At 74.6% G+C, this 14,810-nt stretch carries 15 protein-coding genes and 1 riboswitch; of the genes, 7 read left to right on the forward strand and 8 right to left on the reverse strand.

Annotated elements, in window-relative coordinates:
- Positions 1-155 precede the first annotated feature (155 nt).
- A complete protein-coding gene (locus Q1A09_RS02405; RefSeq protein WP_299951675.1) occupies positions 156-779 on the forward strand; it encodes a DUF6518 family protein in 624 nt (207 codons plus the stop codon).
- A gap of 62 nt (positions 780-841) precedes the next feature.
- Here the strand turns inward: Q1A09_RS02405 and murF are convergent, their stop codons facing one another.
- The 5 genes from murF to Q1A09_RS02430 all read right to left on the reverse strand — a co-directional run bounded on the left by murF (position 842) and on the right by Q1A09_RS02430 (position 5,402).
- Positions 842-2,155, reverse strand: a complete 1,314-nt coding sequence (gene murF / locus Q1A09_RS02410) for a UDP-N-acetylmuramoyl-tripeptide--D-alanyl-D-alanine ligase (protein WP_299951677.1) — start codon at positions 2,153-2,155, stop codon at positions 842-844.
- Between the two features lie 252 nt (positions 2,156-2,407).
- Positions 2,408-3,313, reverse strand: a complete 906-nt coding sequence (locus tag Q1A09_RS02415; protein ID WP_299951678.1) for a transglycosylase SLT domain-containing protein — start codon at positions 3,311-3,313, stop codon at positions 2,408-2,410.
- A 16-nt stretch (positions 3,314-3,329) separates the two neighbouring features.
- Positions 3,330-3,494, reverse strand: a riboswitch (cyclic di-AMP (ydaO/yuaA leader).
- A 172-nt stretch (positions 3,495-3,666) separates the two neighbouring features.
- Positions 3,667-4,320, reverse strand: a complete 654-nt coding sequence (locus tag Q1A09_RS02420; protein ID WP_299951680.1) for a methyltransferase — start codon at positions 4,318-4,320, stop codon at positions 3,667-3,669.
- Positions 4,321-4,324: 4 nt separating this feature from the next.
- Entirely contained in the window at positions 4,325-4,867 is a 543-nt protein-coding gene (locus Q1A09_RS02425) for a universal stress protein (protein ID WP_299951682.1), read from the reverse strand.
- A 112-nt stretch (positions 4,868-4,979) separates the two neighbouring features.
- Entirely contained in the window at positions 4,980-5,402 is a 423-nt protein-coding gene (locus tag Q1A09_RS02430) for a DUF5709 domain-containing protein (protein ID WP_299951684.1), read from the reverse strand.
- Positions 5,403-5,587: 185 nt separating this feature from the next.
- Here Q1A09_RS02430 and Q1A09_RS02435 point away from each other — a divergent pair, with 185 nt between their 5' ends.
- The 3 genes from Q1A09_RS02435 (at position 5,588) to Q1A09_RS02445 (ending at position 8,901) form a co-directional block, all read left to right on the forward strand.
- Positions 5,588-5,980 (forward strand): cupin domain-containing protein, encoded by a 393-nt coding sequence (locus Q1A09_RS02435; RefSeq protein WP_299951686.1) that lies wholly within the window; start codon positions 5,588-5,590, stop codon positions 5,978-5,980.
- Between the two features lie 49 nt (positions 5,981-6,029).
- Positions 6,030-6,941, forward strand: a complete 912-nt coding sequence (locus Q1A09_RS02440; protein ID WP_299951688.1) for a Dyp-type peroxidase — start codon at positions 6,030-6,032, stop codon at positions 6,939-6,941.
- A 223-nt stretch (positions 6,942-7,164) separates the two neighbouring features.
- Complete coding sequence (locus Q1A09_RS02445; protein ID WP_299951690.1) at positions 7,165-8,901, forward strand: pyruvate dehydrogenase; 1,737 nt, start codon at positions 7,165-7,167, stop codon at positions 8,899-8,901.
- Positions 8,902-9,001: 100 nt separating this feature from the next.
- On the opposite strand, the gene Q1A09_RS02450 is transcribed toward Q1A09_RS02445, so the two are convergent.
- Positions 9,002-9,295, reverse strand: coding sequence for a hypothetical protein (locus Q1A09_RS02450; protein ID WP_299951692.1), 294 nt, complete (start codon positions 9,293-9,295; stop codon positions 9,002-9,004).
- A 171-nt stretch (positions 9,296-9,466) separates the two neighbouring features.
- Positions 9,467-11,071, reverse strand: coding sequence for an HNH endonuclease signature motif containing protein (locus Q1A09_RS02455; RefSeq protein ID WP_299951694.1), 1,605 nt, complete (start codon positions 11,069-11,071; stop codon positions 9,467-9,469).
- 895 nt (positions 11,072-11,966) lie between these two features.
- Here Q1A09_RS02455 and Q1A09_RS02460 point away from each other — a divergent pair.
- A complete protein-coding gene (locus Q1A09_RS02460) occupies positions 11,967-12,389 on the forward strand; it encodes a glyoxalase (RefSeq protein WP_299951696.1) in 423 nt (140 codons plus the stop codon).
- A gap of 1 nt (position 12,390) precedes the next feature.
- On the opposite strand, the gene Q1A09_RS02465 is transcribed toward Q1A09_RS02460, so the two are convergent.
- On the reverse strand, positions 12,391-13,167 hold the full coding sequence (locus Q1A09_RS02465) for an SDR family oxidoreductase (protein ID WP_299951698.1): 777 nt from the start codon (positions 13,165-13,167) through the stop codon (positions 12,391-12,393).
- A 60-nt stretch (positions 13,168-13,227) separates the two neighbouring features.
- On the opposite strand from Q1A09_RS02465, the gene Q1A09_RS02470 reads away from it, so the two are divergent.
- Positions 13,228-13,824: a hypothetical protein gene (locus Q1A09_RS02470; RefSeq protein ID WP_299951700.1), complete on the forward strand. Its 597-nt coding sequence runs from the start codon at positions 13,228-13,230 to the stop codon at positions 13,822-13,824.
- A gap of 84 nt (positions 13,825-13,908) precedes the next feature.
- Positions 13,909-14,745 carry a CoA ester lyase gene (locus Q1A09_RS02475; protein ID WP_299951702.1) on the forward strand — a complete coding sequence of 279 codons (837 nt, stop codon included), beginning with the start codon at positions 13,909-13,911 and terminating at the stop codon, positions 14,743-14,745.
- The last annotated feature ends 65 nt before the right edge of the window (positions 14,746-14,810 follow it).

Raw genomic sequence — 14,810 nt, forward strand, 5'->3', positions numbered from 1 at the left:
CGCGCACGACGTCGCGCGACCCGCGGGGCAGCCGAGCACCGGCTCGTCCGCTGGCTCGACCACTCCTGTCGACACCCGCCCCACAGCCGCCGCCCGCAGGGCGTGTCCCGCACATGCGGGGCCCCACGAGGGCGGCAGCTCACTACGTTCGCCTCATGCAGGCGCTGACTCATCCCGGGAGTTACTCGTTGCAACGACGACGCCGCCTCGGTCCGGTGCTCCTCGCCCTCGGCCTGGGAGTCGTCGTCGGTGTGCTCACGTCGCTGCTGCAGGCACACCTGGACTACCCGTGGCTGGCGCTGGTCAACGCCGCGAGCCCGTGGGTGACGACCGCCTTCGTCGCGGGCGCCCTGCAGGCGCGGCTCTCGACCGCGGTGCTGGCGGGGGTCGCCGCGACCGCGCTCGAGGTCGTCGCCTACTACGTCACCGCAGACCTGCGCGGCTTCGGCGTCTCGATGACCTACGTCGTCTTCTGGTCGCTGTGCGCGGTCGTGGGTGGCCCGGTCTTCGGGGCAGCGGGCCACGCCTGGCGGCGCGCGGCGCCGGCCGGTCTGGGTGCGGCGCTGCTGGTCGCGGCGTATGCGAGTGAGGCCGTGGTCGCGTACCACTTCCGGCTGGGCTACACCTCGTCAGCGTGGCTGTTCGGCACCATCGCCCTGCTCCTGGCGGTCGGCCTCGGGTGGCACCGGCGCCAGTACCCCGCTCTCGCGCGGTGGCTGGTGCCGGCCCTCGTCGCCGGGGCAGCCGGACATGCGGTCGTGGGGCTGCTCCTCGAGTGACCCGCCCCTGACGCGCCGGGCACCGGGGGTCGACCGGCCCCTGGGCGGTCCCGAGCAACGACTCAGCCGGCGTCCCGCAGGAGTTCCTCGACCAGCAGGTCGAGCCGCACGCTGCGGGACGCCTTGACCAGGACCGTGTCGGTGGACCCGACGTGCTGCAGCCGGGCCGTCGCGCCGTCCTGGTCGGCCACCCACTCACCGCCGTAGCCGTCGGCTCCGGCGCCGACGCCGAGGACGGCCACCCCCAGCGAGCGCGCGGCGCGCCCGACCGCGGCGTGGGCGGCCGCCGAGCTGGGCCCCAGCTCGTGCATGGGGCCCAGCACCGCCACCGCCCGTCCACCTCGCTGCCGGGCCACGTGGGCCAGCGCCTGCAGCGCGACGAGAGCGGCCTCGGGGTTGGCGTTGTACGTGTCGTCCAGGACGAGCAGCCCGTCGGCACGGCGGCGCGGCTGCAGGCGGTGCGCCGCCCCGGGCCGGGCGTCGGTCAGCCGATGGGCGACGTCCTCCAGCGCCTGCCCCGCGGCGAGGGCGCAGGCCGCGGCGGCCAGGGCGCTGTGCACCGCGTGGACGCCGACGAGGGCGAGCCGCACCGGGGCGGTCCGTCCGTCGTGGCGTAGCAGGAAGGCCGGGCGGGCCAGGTCGTCGAGGGTGACCTCACCGGCCGACACCTCGCCCCGGTCGCGGCCGAAGGTCAGCACGTCGGCCTGGGTGCGTGCCGCCATCGCCGCTGCGCGGGGCTCCTCTGCCGGCAGGACCGCCACCCCGCCGGCGGGCAGTGCCTCGACCAGTTCCCCCTTGGCCTCGGCGAGCAGGGCAGCTGAGCCGAAGGCCCCCAGGTGCGCCGACCCCAGACCGGTGACGCACGCGATGTGCGGACGGGCCAGGTCGGCGAGGTAGGACAGGTGCCCCACGCCCCGGGCTCCCGCCTCCAGCACCAGGTCACGGTCCCCCCGGTGCAGGCGCAGGCAGGTCAGCGGCACCCCCAGCTCGTTGTTCAGGTTGCCCTCGGTGGCCACCGCGCCGGGCAGCAGGCCCGCGAGCAGGTCCTTGGTCGTCGTCTTGCCGTGCGAGCCGGTCACCACCGCGACCCGCGGCCGCACCGTCGCGACGACGTGCCGCGCCAGCCGGCCCAGCGCGACCACGGCGTCGGTGACCAGCACCGCGGGCCGGCCGGTGGGCCGCGTGCCGAGCACGGCGTGCGCTGCGGAGGCGTGGTCGTGCCCGTCCACCCGGGCACCGGTGAGGGCGACGAAGAGCCCGCCGTCCACCGGTCGGCGGCTGTCCAGGTAGGCGGGGCCGGTCACCAGGACGGCGGGGTCGCCGTCGATCCGCCCACCCACGGTCGCGGCGATCTCGGCGAGGGTCATCGGCAGCATGGCAGCAGCTTCTCCCCCGCGACCGGCCTCAGGGATCCACCGCAGGTGGCGCAGGACGAGCCGGACGGACAGGCGCCCGGTACCCCAGGTGGACCCCCGGTGCACCGGCCGCAACCGGGGCTGCTCCCGTGACCCGGCGCAGCGACCCCGCGCCGCCGCCGTCCCCCTGGGGGACATGAGTGAGGCCCCACCCGAATCGGGCGGAGCCTCACTCATGTCGTCGTGACCTGGGCTCTCACCCAGGTGACCGCCCTAGTACCAGCCGGTGGACTGCGAGTGCGACCAGGCGCCGCACGGCGAGCCGTAGCGGTTGTCGATGTAGATCAGCCCGGCGTCGATCTGCCGGTAGCCGTCGGAGGTCTTGGCGATCCCGGTGCCGGCCCACGTGGAGTCCAGGAACTGCGGGATGCCGTAGGCGGTGCTGCGGGGGTTCTGCGCGTCGGGGTTCCAGCCGCTCTCCTTGCCCCACAGGCTCTCCAGGCAGGAGAACTCGCTGGTGTCCCCACCGAGCTTGCCCAGCGCGTAGTCCTGGAAGGAGCCACTGCCCGATGACGCCGCGGCGGCGGGCTTGGGTGCGGCGGGCTCGGGTGCGGCGGGCTTTGCGGCGGCCGCTGCAGCCGCGGCGGCGGCCTGCTCGGCGGCGCGCGCTTCCTCGGCGGCCTTTGCCTCGGCAGCGAGCCGGGCCTCCTCGGCGGCCTTCGCCTCGGCGGCCAGCCGCGCCTCCTCGGCGGCCTTCGCCTCGAGCGCGGCCTGGTCGGCGGCGGCCTGGGCCTGGGCGGCGGCGACCTGCTCGGCCTCCCGCTGGCTGCGGTTGGCAGCCATCTCGCCCAGCCGCTCGGTGAGCGCGCCGTCGGCGACCGCGGTCTCGGTCTGCTGCGAGCTCAGCCCGAGCCGGTCGGCGATGACCACCGACTGCGCGGCGGGCTCGGCCTGGGCGTCCGGCCCACCGCCGAGGACGACGTTGACCGCGATCGCGCCGGCCGCGGCGACCGACAGGTACAGGGTCGGACGACGCAGCCCGCCCGGGGTCAGCCGGCGGCGGGGTGCGCTGCCCGACGGGACCGCCAGGACCTCGGTCGGCAGCTCGGCGGCCGGTGCGAGGACCTCGGTGACCGGTTCCGGCGAGGACGACGTGTGCGCGGTGGTGCGACGGGACATTGAGAGAAGGGCTCCGTGGGTCTTCCGTGGCCGCCTACCGGGTCAGCTGACGGGTTCGGGCGGGAAGTCGCCCTACCCGGCCGGGCACGTGCCCGGACGGGATTCACCCCAGTGGTGCGGTGGGTCCCCGGCTCACTGCGGGCAGCGACTCCTGCACGCAACGACTCGGCGGCATCCGGTGCGGGCTCCCCGGCTGGGGACCTGACGTCCGACCGGACCTGGCCAACGTAGAGGCCGTTACCGGGGCGTGACAATGCTCGGGGCCGGATTTCGTCGTGACCTGACACGCGTTGCCCAGGACGGCGAGGTGTGGAACGCCTCGTGTGACCCGTGTGACGGGTGGGTCGGCCGGCTCAGGGCAGGCGCCACACCGTCGTCCGGCGCACCTGGCCGCCGTCCGCGTCCGGGACGTCGTACTCGGCCTGGGCGAGCAGGCCCTCCTTGGGCACGTAGGCCCGGCCCGGGTCGCCGAGCAGCACGGTCGCCCCGCGCAGCCAGGCCGCACCGAGGAAGGGCAGCACCCGGGCGGTCATCTCGCGGTCGTAGCAGACGTCCCCGGCCAGGACGACGTCCACGGCGGGCTCCTCGTCCAGCACGTCACCGGCGATCTCGATGCCGGAGACCCCGTTCACCTCGGCGTTCAGCGCGACCGCGGCGTGCGAGTACGGATCGACGTCGCTGGCCAGCACCGAGGCGGCGCCGGCCAGCAGTGCGGCGACCGCGACCAGCCCGCTGCCGGCGCCCAGGTCGAGCACCCGCCGGCCGGCGACCAGCACGGGGTGGTCGAGGACGTGCCGGGCCAGCGCCTGCCCGCCGGGCCAGGCCGCGGCCCAGAACGGCGGGTCCTGCCCCGCTCCCCCGCCCTCGGTCTCCATCGCCTCCCACAGCGCGACGACGTCGTCGGCGACGTGCAGCTGCACCTCGGGCACGAGCGTCGGCCGGGCGAGCCGGGTGTGCGCCCGGAGGAAGTCCGAGGTGATCCGGGTGGGCTGGTCCGGCACCGGCACCGGCTCAGTGCTCGCGGTCGGTGCGCACCACGGTCACCGGGCAGGGCGCGTGGTGGGTGACCTGGTCGCTGACCGACCCGAGCAGCAGGCCGGCGAAGCCGCCGCGGCCGCGGGCCCCCACGACCAGGACGTCGGCGCCCTCGGCCGCCTCGATCAGGGTGCGCACCGGCGCGGCGTGCACCACGTGACAGGTGGCGGAGGCGGCCCGGTCGGCGCCGAGCGCATGACGCACGTCGGCCTCCAGGTCGGCCTGCACCGCCTGCTCGTACTCCCGCATCGGCGGCACGTAGCCGGGCTCCCAGCTGGCCGGCTGGGGGGCGGTGGCGATCCGCCAGGCACGGACGACGTGCAGCGGCCACGAAGCGCGCTCGGCCAGCGCGGCGGCCCACTGCAGCGCCTGCTGGGCGCAGTCGGAACCGTCGTGGCCGACGACCACGCCGCCCCGGACGACCGCGCGGGTGGACACGTCGCCGTCCGCGGCGGTCAGCTCCGCCGCCGCCTCGTCCAGATCACCCGAGTGCACCGCTCCGCCTGGCTGGTCCGTCAACGCCGTCTCCTGTTCCTCGGTCCCGGTGGCACCAGGACGCCGTCTGCTCCGCACAGCCTGTCCTACTGCCGTGGCGAACGGCGCGACCGGACCGGCGGTTCCCCTGACCGGGTCAGTCCCGGACGACGTGGACGGCGGCCTCCTCGGCCGACGCCGCACCGCCGTCCACCCCCTCGTCCTCGGCGTACAGCTCCGCCTCGCGGTCGGTCAGGCCCCCGTCGTCGGAGGTGTTCCCGTCGGCCAGCCGGCCGGCCCGGTCGTCGCCGACCTCGTCGTCGAGCAGCTCGCCGTCGGTGTCGCTGGCGTCGCCCAGCCCGTCCCCGTCGTCCCGTCTGCCGTCCGGGAGCTCGCGGGCCAGCCGGCCGGACAGGCTCTCGCCGGCCTCCTCCTCGCGCTCGGTGGTGCCCCAGTCGTCCGAGGCCCAGGGGCGGTCGGCCGGTGAGAAGCCGGCCGCGTCGTCGTCGGTCTCCACCTCGAGGGTGTCGGAGACCGACGCGAGGGTCTGCGGGTCGGTGCCGTCGTGCTGGCTGCGCATCTGGTGCTCCTCCGTCGTCCACGCTGCTGACCCGGGCACCCCGGTGAGCCCGCCGGCGCAGTCTGCTCCCCGCGCCACCCGGCGACCAGGGGTCTCGGATCGCGCCGTGGGCCGGTCTGGCCTTGAATGATCATGAGCCGGCACGCGCCGGCAGCGCAACGAGTGATCGAGGAGGAACGGCAGCCATGGAGCACTTCACCATCGCCACCGTCGCCGAGCAGAGCGCCGACTTCCGTCGGGTGCTGTGGACCGGCGAGCACACCCAGCTGGTGATCATGACGATCCCGCCGGGCGGGGAGATCGGCGAGGAGGTGCACGAGGTCGACCAGATCCTCACCTTCGTCAGCGGGACCGCCAAGGCCAAGGTCGGCGGCCAGGAGAAGAAGGTCGCCCAGGGCGACCTGGTCGTGGTCCCGGCCGGGAAGAAGCACAACTTCGTCAACGACGGGGTCAACCCGCTGGTGCTCTACACCGTCTACGGCCCGCCGGAGCACGCCGACAAGGCGGTGCACAAGACCAAGGAGGAGGCCGACGCCCTCGAGGAGGCCGGCAAGGACGAGCCGCCGACCTCCGACTGACAGCAGCGCCACGAGGTCGACGGGCAGGGCGTCGGGCAGGGTGTCGGGCGTGAGCTCGCAGCCCGGCATCTACGCCCTCGGCACCCCCGAGCACTGCTACCTGGAGCTCGACCTCGAGCCCGGCCGCACCGCGGAGGACCTCGTCCGCGGGGTGGCCGGGCTCACCGGGCCGCTGTCGTCGACCGGCGGGGTCAACCTCGTCGTCGGCTTCCGTCCCGAGCTCTGGGCCTCGGTCGCTCCCGCCGACTCCCCGGCCGACGCGGCCGGGTTCGCCGAGGACGTCGTCGGCGCCGGGCGCTACCGGATGCCCGCCACCCAGCACGACGCCTGGGTGTGGGTCGCCGGCGGCAACCGGACGGCGGTGTTCGACAACGCCCGCGCGGTGCTGGCCGCGCTGTCCGGGACAGCCGCCGTGGCCACCGAGGTCACCGGCTGGCTGTACCGGCACGACCGCGACCTGACCGGCTTCGTCGACGGCACGGAGAACCCCTCGCTGCTGACCGCCGCCCGCGTGGCTGCCGTGCCCGACGGGGCGCCCGGCGCCGGGGCGAGCATCGTGCTCTACCAGGTGTGGCGGCACGACAGCGCGACCTGGGAGTCGCTCGGCACGTACGGCCAGGAGATGAACATGGGCCGCACCAAGCCCGACAGCGTGGAGCTGCCCGCCGATGTGATGCTGCCCAGCGCGCACGTCGCCCGCACCACCCTGGAGGTGGACGGCGAGGAGAAGCAGGTCTTCCGGCGCAACGTCGCCTACGGCGGCGTCACCGACCACGGGACGGCGTTCGTCGGCTTCGCCCAGGACCGCTGGCGGCTGCACGAGATGCTCCGCCGGATGGCCGGGGCGACCGACGGCATCCGGGACGGGCTCACCAGCTACCTCACGCCGCTGAGCGGGGCGTACTACACGTGCCCGTCGGTCGACGCGCTCGCCCGATTCGCCCCGCAGGAGGGGGACTGACCGCGGTGGACCAGGAACCCGACCGCTCCCCGCCCGAGCCGGAGGGTGGCGACCCGGCGTGCTGGCTGGACCAGGTGTGCCCCGTCTGCGGCCGGCTGACCGAGCGAACGGCGGACGGCCGGTGCGCAGCGTGCGGCGAGATCTGGGACTGAGCTCCCAGGGTTGGGACACCTCCGTCGGGTAGGAGGGCAGTGAACGACCACCGCCGAGCTGAGGAGTCCCCATGGCCCACCCCACCGTTGCCCGGCAGCTCGTCGAGATGCTCCGGGACGCCGGCGTCGAACGGATCTACGGGGTGGTGGGCGACAGCCTGAACCCGATCGTCGACGCCGTCCGGCACACCGACGGGATCGAGTGGGTGCACGTCGCCAACGAGGAGGGCGGCGCGTTCGCCGCCGCGGCCGAGGCGCAGGTCACCGGGAAGCTCGCTGTTTGCGCGGGCTCGTGCGGGCCGGGCAACACGCACCTGGTGCAGGGCCTGTTCGACGCGCACCGCAGCGGCGCGCCGGTGCTGGCGATCGCCTCGCACATCCAGTCCCAGGAGATCGGGATGGCGTTCTTCCAGGAGACCCATCCCGAGCGGATGTTCCAGGAGTGCTCGCACTGGTGCGAGGTGGTCACCCCGAAGCAGATGCCGCACAACCTGCGGGTGGCGATCCAGACCGCGATCGGCAGTCGCGGCGTCTCGGTCGTCGTGCTGCCCGGTGACCTGGCCGCGGAGGAGTCCGGGGGGCCGACCGTGCCCAGCGCGATGGTGTCCGCGCCCTCCCCGGTGCGGCCGCCGGCCGAGCAGGTGCAGGCGCTGGCGGACGCGATCAACGCCGCGGGCACGGTCACGCTGTTCTGCGGTGCCGGGTGCGCGGGCGCGCACGACGAGGTGATGGAGCTGGCCGGGCACGTGCTGGCGCCGGTGGGGCACGCGCTGGGCGGCAAGGAGGTCATCCAGTACGACAACCCCTACGACGTCGGGATGAGCGGGTTGCTCGGCTACGGGGCCGCGCACAAGGCGACGCACGAGGCCGACCTGCTGGTGCTGCTGGGCACGGACTTCCCCTACGTCAACTTCCTGCCGCAGGCACGGACGGTGCAGGTGGACGCCGACGCCGCACACCTGGGCCGGCGCACCCCGATCGAGGTGGCCGTGCACGGGGACGTCGGGGAGACCATCCGGGCGCTGCTGCCGCTGTTGCAGCGCAAGACCGACCGCAGCTTCCTGGACCAGATGCTGGGCGAGCACGCCGAGTCGCTGGAGAAGGTGGTGGACGCCTACACGGACCGGGTGGAGAAGATGCGCCCGATCCACCCCGAGTACGTGGCCGCGCAGCTGGACGACCTGGCTGCGGACGACGCCGTGTTCACCGTCGACACGGGGATGTGCAACGTGTGGGCGGCGCGCTACCTGACCCCGAACGGACGGCGACGGGTGATCGGTTCGTTCCGGCACGGGTCGATGGCGAACGCGCTGCCGCACGCGGTGGGCGCGCAGTTCGCCGACCGCGGCCGGCAGGTGGTGTCGATGTCCGGGGACGGCGGGCTGGCGATGCTGCTCGGTGAGCTGATCACGGTGCGGCTGCACCGGCTGCCGGTGAAGATCGTGCTGTTCAACAACGCCTCGCTGGGCATGGTGAAGCTGGAGATGCTGGTCGACGGCATCCCGGACTTCGAGACCGACCACGAGCCGACGGACTTCGCCGCGATCGCGGCGGCGGTGGGCATCCCGTCGATGCGGGTGGAGGACCCGGCCGCGGTGCGGGACACGCTGGCCGAGGGACTCTCCCGGCCGGGGCCGGTGCTGATGGAGTTCGTGACCGACGCGAACGCGCTGTCCATCCCGCCGGCGATCACCGGTGAGCAGATCCGCGGGTTCGCAACCTCGGCGTCGAAGATGGTGCTGGGCGGCGGCGTCGGCAAGATGATCGACCTGGCGCGCGCCAACCTGCGCAACGTGCCCCGCCCTTGAGACGAGCGCCCGCAGTCGGCGCCGGCTGCGGCGCCGGGTCCGGCAGCCAACACGTAGGGCCGGCACTGACCCCGATGGCCCGGAGGCCGCCGGTGGCGACTCAGGCGGCCGAGCTCCGGGCGATCGGGGTGCCGTACCAGCTGGTCAGCAGGTGCGCGCGGACCGATCCGGGCAGCGCACCCCAGCGGAGCAGCGCGGCGCGGGCCGGGAGGGCGCTCGCCGCGGCCAGCTGGCCGAGCTCACGCACCCGCTCCGGTCGCGGGCTGTGCGGACCACGGTCGTGCAGCCCGGCAGCCAGCTGACTGTCGAACGCGGCGAGGATGTCGGCCTGGTGCGCCGAGTCGAACCACTGCGGGCTCCGCGACGAGCCCTCTGCCAGGTGATGACGGGTCACGCTGCTCTTATCGGCAGAGGCTGACCCCGCTGCGACTCGACGGCAGCCCCAGCCGGCCGATCGCCACACCAGTCACACCCGCATCGTTGGTCTCGACGGTGACAGGTGCTGTCGACTGCTCGGAGCCCCGACCGGGCCGAAGGACCGTGTCGGCAGCCTGCGGCGAGCCGGTCAGAACGGTGGCGGGTCGTCGGCGTCCGGTGGTGTCCCGGTGCCGATCAGCTGGGCGAGGGCGGGGAGTCGGAGGCCGGGTGGCCGGGTGGTGCGGGTGACACCGGAGGGCGTGGTGACGTGCAGGGTGCCGTCGGGGGTCATCCGGTACCGCCAGCCCGGGGCGTGGGTCTTGAGCCGGTGGTGGCGGCGGCACAGGCAGCACAGGTTGGTGCAGTCGGTGGCGCCGCCGTCGCGGTGGGCACACACGTGGTCCAGGTCCGTGCGGGCGGCCGGCCGGCGGCAGCCGGGATGCCGACAGGTGCGGTCGCGGGCCTGGACGAACCGGCGCTGCGCCGGCGTGGGCGTGTACCGGTCCACTGGTGGTGGACGGTCCAGCACGGCGCACCCGCAGTCGGTGCCCGTCGCCGTTGGGCTGGCCGCGCCGACTCCAGGTCCTGGACCGAGTCTCCTGCCCCGATCGATGAGCGGATCCGTGGTCGATGGCGGCGGGTGGGCGGGGCAGCCGCGGCGGACCAGCCGTTCGAGTTCTGGGCGGCTGACGGTCGCGCGGAGTGCGCCGGTGACCGGATCGACCAGCGAGATGCCCAAGGTGCCACCGGCCGGGGCCTGCAACCCACCCGGACAGAGCGCGTCCAGCTGCTCGAGCAGTTCCCGCAGCTGGGCGGCGGTGATAGGCGCCCCATCTACCGTCGCAGCATCCGCATCGTCGTAGGCGGCCGGGCCGGCATACGCAGCCGTGCCACCGGGCGCAATCGTGCCGCCGGGCGCAATCGTGCCGCCAGGCGCAGTCGGGCCGGCGGGCGCAGTCGGGCCGGCGGGCGCAGTCGGGCCGCCAGACGCAGTCGGGCCGGTGGGGAGCCCTGGCAGGGGCGCGAGGACGGTCAGGTGCGCGGTGACCGGTTCCCGGGATGTGTCCCAGGGGCGCAGGATCAGATCCGCCATCACCTGGGTGCGCAGCTGCCCGACCGGCCGCGCGTCACCGTCGGCCTTCGCCATCCGGGCGTAGCAGTCCACCGCCTCGCGGCATGCCGCGGCCACCGGAGCCGGCAGCGTCGCGGTCAGCTCCGACATCCCGTCCGGGAGCCCGCGCACCACCACGTCGGCCAGCCGCTCGGCCTTCTTCCGCCGCCGATCCGCCGCCGCCTCATCCACCGCGATCAACGCCGCCGCCGCCCGCTCCTGCAGCCGACGCGGGGTCTCCCCCGCCCGCGCCCATCCCAGCGCCTGCGCCTCCACCTCCGCCACCACACCCGGCGCGACCACCCCACCGGCATCCACCGACTGCCCACCCAACGCCTTGACGATCGCATTCGCCCGCGGCGGGTCGATCAACGAATCGGCCAACGCAGCCCACGTCGCCGGCAGCTCGCGCACCAGCACCAGCGACCGCTCAGCCAGCACCGTCGCCGCCGTCCGCGACACCCCGCCGATCACGGCCAGCTCATCGGCAAGGAACTCGCTCACCCCCACCGGCACCCGATCCGGCACCCAGCCCGCCACCCCGTGCCCGGGCTCCTCCTCGGTCAGATCCGACTCCACCGGACGACGGCGGGCCAACTCCGCCACCACCGCCGCCTCATACGCCGCCAACTGCGCCCGCACGTCCCCGATCGAGGCCAGCTCATCAGCCAGACCAGCGTCAGAGAACCCCGCCGGCTCCAACACCTCCGACAACCGGCTCCGACGCCGCGTCACCCCCGGCGGCAATGGTGGCAACGAAGCCGGCGCCGACCGGCGGGCACGCGACACCGTCACCCCCACCCCGAACCCACCGGCCTCGAACACACCCCGAACCTACGACCGGGGTACGACAGTTTCCGCAGCTCATCGCGGCAGTCCGAGCTCGCGCTCCGGATGCTCCCCGCTGAGACGGCGCCGGGCATCGGCCCCTCCCGACCGACGGGAGGTTCGACCCTCCCGCAGCATCGTCGGCAGGCCGGGGACAGCAGCTCGTGAACGCGGCCCGCTGCCCAACGCCACCGCCGCATCGACGACGCCGCCGGCCACCCCGCAGGGAGCACACGCCCTTCCGGCGACGACCTCCCACTCAGGCGACGACCGTTCGGCTGGGTCGACGACCGGGCGAGCCCGTGTCCCGGCCAGACGGCGTCCCGGCCAGACGGCGTCCCGGCCAGACGGCGTCCCGGCCAGACGGCGTCCCGGCCAGGCGGCGTCCCGAGGGTGTGCGTGCGAATCGCCACTGACGAGGTGACCAGCCGGCGAGGACGACCGCCCAGAGTGGACAGCCGGGCTGAACGTGCAGACAGCCCAACCGGCCGACATCCCGACAAGACGACATCGAGACAAGACGACCTCCCGCCTTCTCGACAAGACGACTTCCCGAGAAGGCGCCCCCCGCCGTCCCGACAAGACGACCTGCCGACAAGACGACCTCCCGACAAGGCGACATGCCGACATGTCCACAAGGCGACCAGACGTGGGACTCCCCACCGTCGGCCGAGACGTCGCCCCCGTCGGCCTCCGACAGACTGCAGCCGTGTCCTCTGCCCAGGGCTACGGCCCCGACCACGCCACCGCCTTCGGCCTCAGCCCGCACCACGTCATGCTCGCCATCCCGGCCGGCAGCGAGGACAGGTGCCGCGCGTTCTGGGTCGACCTCCTCGGCCTGGTCGAGCTGCCCAAGCCGCCGGTCCTCGCCGCGCGGGGTGGCCTCTGGGTCCGCGGCGACGCCCTCGAGCTGCACCTCGGCGTGGAGGCGGACTTCCGCCCGGCCAGGAAGGCCCATCCGGGCATCCGGGTGACCGGCCTCGACCGGCTGGCCGCGGTGCTCACCGGCGCCGGCGTCGAGGTCAGCTGGGACACCGAGGGCTTCCCCGGCCACCGCCGCTGCTACGCCGACGACCCGGTCGGCAACCGGCTGGAGTTCATCGAGCGCGACCCCACGGTGCCCACCTGGTGAGTCAGAGCCCGCCGGCCACCCGCAGCACCGCGCCCGTGCAGTAGGCCGCCTCGTCGCCGAGCAGCCAGGCGATCGCCGGGGCGATCTCCGCCGGTTCCCCCGGGCGCCCCATCGGCACCCGGGCGGTCACCCGGTCGAGCCGGCCGGCGTCCCCGGCTCCGGCGTGGATGCCGGTGCGCACGAGGCCGGGGGCGACGGCGTTGACCCGCACCCCGTCGTCGGCGAGCTCCTTGGCCAGCCCGACGGTCAGCGCGTCCACCCCGGCCTTGGCGGCCGCGTAGTGCACGTACTCGTGCGCCGACCCGAGCGTCGCGGCGCTGGAGGAGACGGTGACGATCGCCCCGCCGGGCCCGCCGCGGCGCCGCGACATCAGCTGCGCCGCCCGCCGGACGCACAGCACGACGCCCAGCAGGTTGACGTCCAGCACCTGACGGACGACGTCGACCGGGGTGTCGGCGAGGTCGCCGAGGTGCGCGGTCAGCCCGGCGTTGGCGACCAGCCCGGTCACCGGGCCGAGGTCGGCCGCTGCGGCGAAGAGCGCGTCGACGTCCCCCGGGTCGACGACATCGGCGCGCACGGCGACCGCCCGCACGCCGAGGTCGCGCGCGGCGGCGGCCACCTCCGTGGCCTCGACCCGGCCCGACCGGTAGCCGACGACCAGGTCGTGGCCCTGCCGGGCGAGGTGGACGGCGGTGGCCGCACCGATGCCGCGGCTGCCGCCGGTCACCACGGTGACCGGTCGGGACGGCGTGGACGGCGCGGTCTGCGGGGTGGACACGCGGTGATCCTGCCGCGCCGCGCCCCCGGACCGTCACCCCCGCCCGGCAGACTGCCCGACGTGGACAACAGCCCCGAGGCCGCCTTCCGGCGACTGCAGCCGCTGCTGGTCGAGGTGCGCGACGCGCTGCTCGGCGGCCTGACCGTCAGCCGGGAGATCCACGCGACGCACGGCTGGCAGCCGGCAGCCGACCGGCACCTGGACCACCAGCTGGTCCGCCGGGAGGCGATGGAGCGGCTGCGCCCCTACGCCGAGCACGACGACCACCCGTTCGGCACGCAGCTGGAGCTGCTCGACCCGGGCAACGAGAACCTCGGGCTGCCGATGAGCGGGCTGATCCTGCGCACCCCCACCGAGGTGCTCCGGGTCTGGCACTCCGACGACGGTGAGCTGCCGGCTGCCGACACCCAGGGCCTGCGCGATTTCTACCGGCAGGCGCCGGTCGCCCAGCAGCGCCTGCAGCTGGCGATCGACGGCGCCCCCGACCTGCGCCGGCGGGACCACCTGGCGCTGCTGTGGGCCGATGCCCGCACGCCCGGCCGGGAACCGGAACTGGTCCGGTTCGACCTCGTCCGTCCGCGCGACTGGGCCGGGCGCCGGGTGGAGGTCGACTGGCGGGTGGGCCTGCTCGACCTGCTCGGCCGGCGCGCGGCCTGACCGTGGCGCACCGGCCACCGCCCGCGACACCCCGACGGGCCCCCCGGGCGGCGCGACCGTGACCCCGGACACCACAATGGCCCGGTGCACAGAGGACGGAACGTAGATCCCGGTATCGCGCGGTCGTGGCTACTGGTCAACGGCGCCCGCACGGAGCTCTTCGACGAGGCGATCGAGTCGCGCGCCGACCAGGTCGTGCTCGACATCGAGGACGCCGTCGACCCGGCCCGCAAGCCCGGCGCCCGGGCGGACGTCGCCCAGTACCTGGGCGACCCCGCGAAGCGGGCCTGGGTGCGGATCAACGACCGCTCGACGGAGTTCTGGTCCGACGACGTCGACGCGCTCAAGGGGATGCCCGGCCTCGCCGGCGTCATGCTCGCCAAGACCGAGGCCGCCGAGCACGTGACCGAGACCTACGACCGGCTCGGCGGTGCCACCCCGGTGCTGGCCCTGGTCGAGTCGGCGCTCGGCATCGAGGAGGCGGTGCACATCGCGAAGGCCCGCGGTGCCTTCCGGCTGGCCTTCGGTAGCGGTGACTACCGCCGCGACACCGGCACCAGCGCCGACGACCTGGCGATGGCCTACCCCCGCTCCCGCCTGGTCATCGCCAGCCGGGTCGGTGGCCTGCCGGGCCCGATCGACGGCCCGACCGTGGGCACCAGCCACCCGATCCTGCGCGAGCAGTCGGCGCTGACCGTCTCCCTGGGCCTGACCGGCAAGCTCTGTCTGCAGCTGGACCAGCTGCCGGTGATCAACGAGGTCATCAGCCCGGCCCCCTCCGACGTCGCCTGGGCCCGGGACTTCCTGGCTGACTTCGAGGCCCGCGGCCAGGTCATCCGCGACGGCAGCGACCTGCCCCGCCTCGGCCGGGCCCGCAAGATCGAGAAGCTGGCCACGGCGTTCGGCGTCCAGCCCTCCTGAAGAAGGACCCTCCTGCCCCCCACCACTCGCACGCTCGCGGCGGGCCCCTGCAGGAGGGCCGAACT

The sequence above is a fragment of the uncultured Modestobacter sp. genome (genome assembly GCF_947486615.1).
Classification (GTDB): domain Bacteria; phylum Actinomycetota; class Actinomycetes; order Mycobacteriales; family Geodermatophilaceae; genus Modestobacter.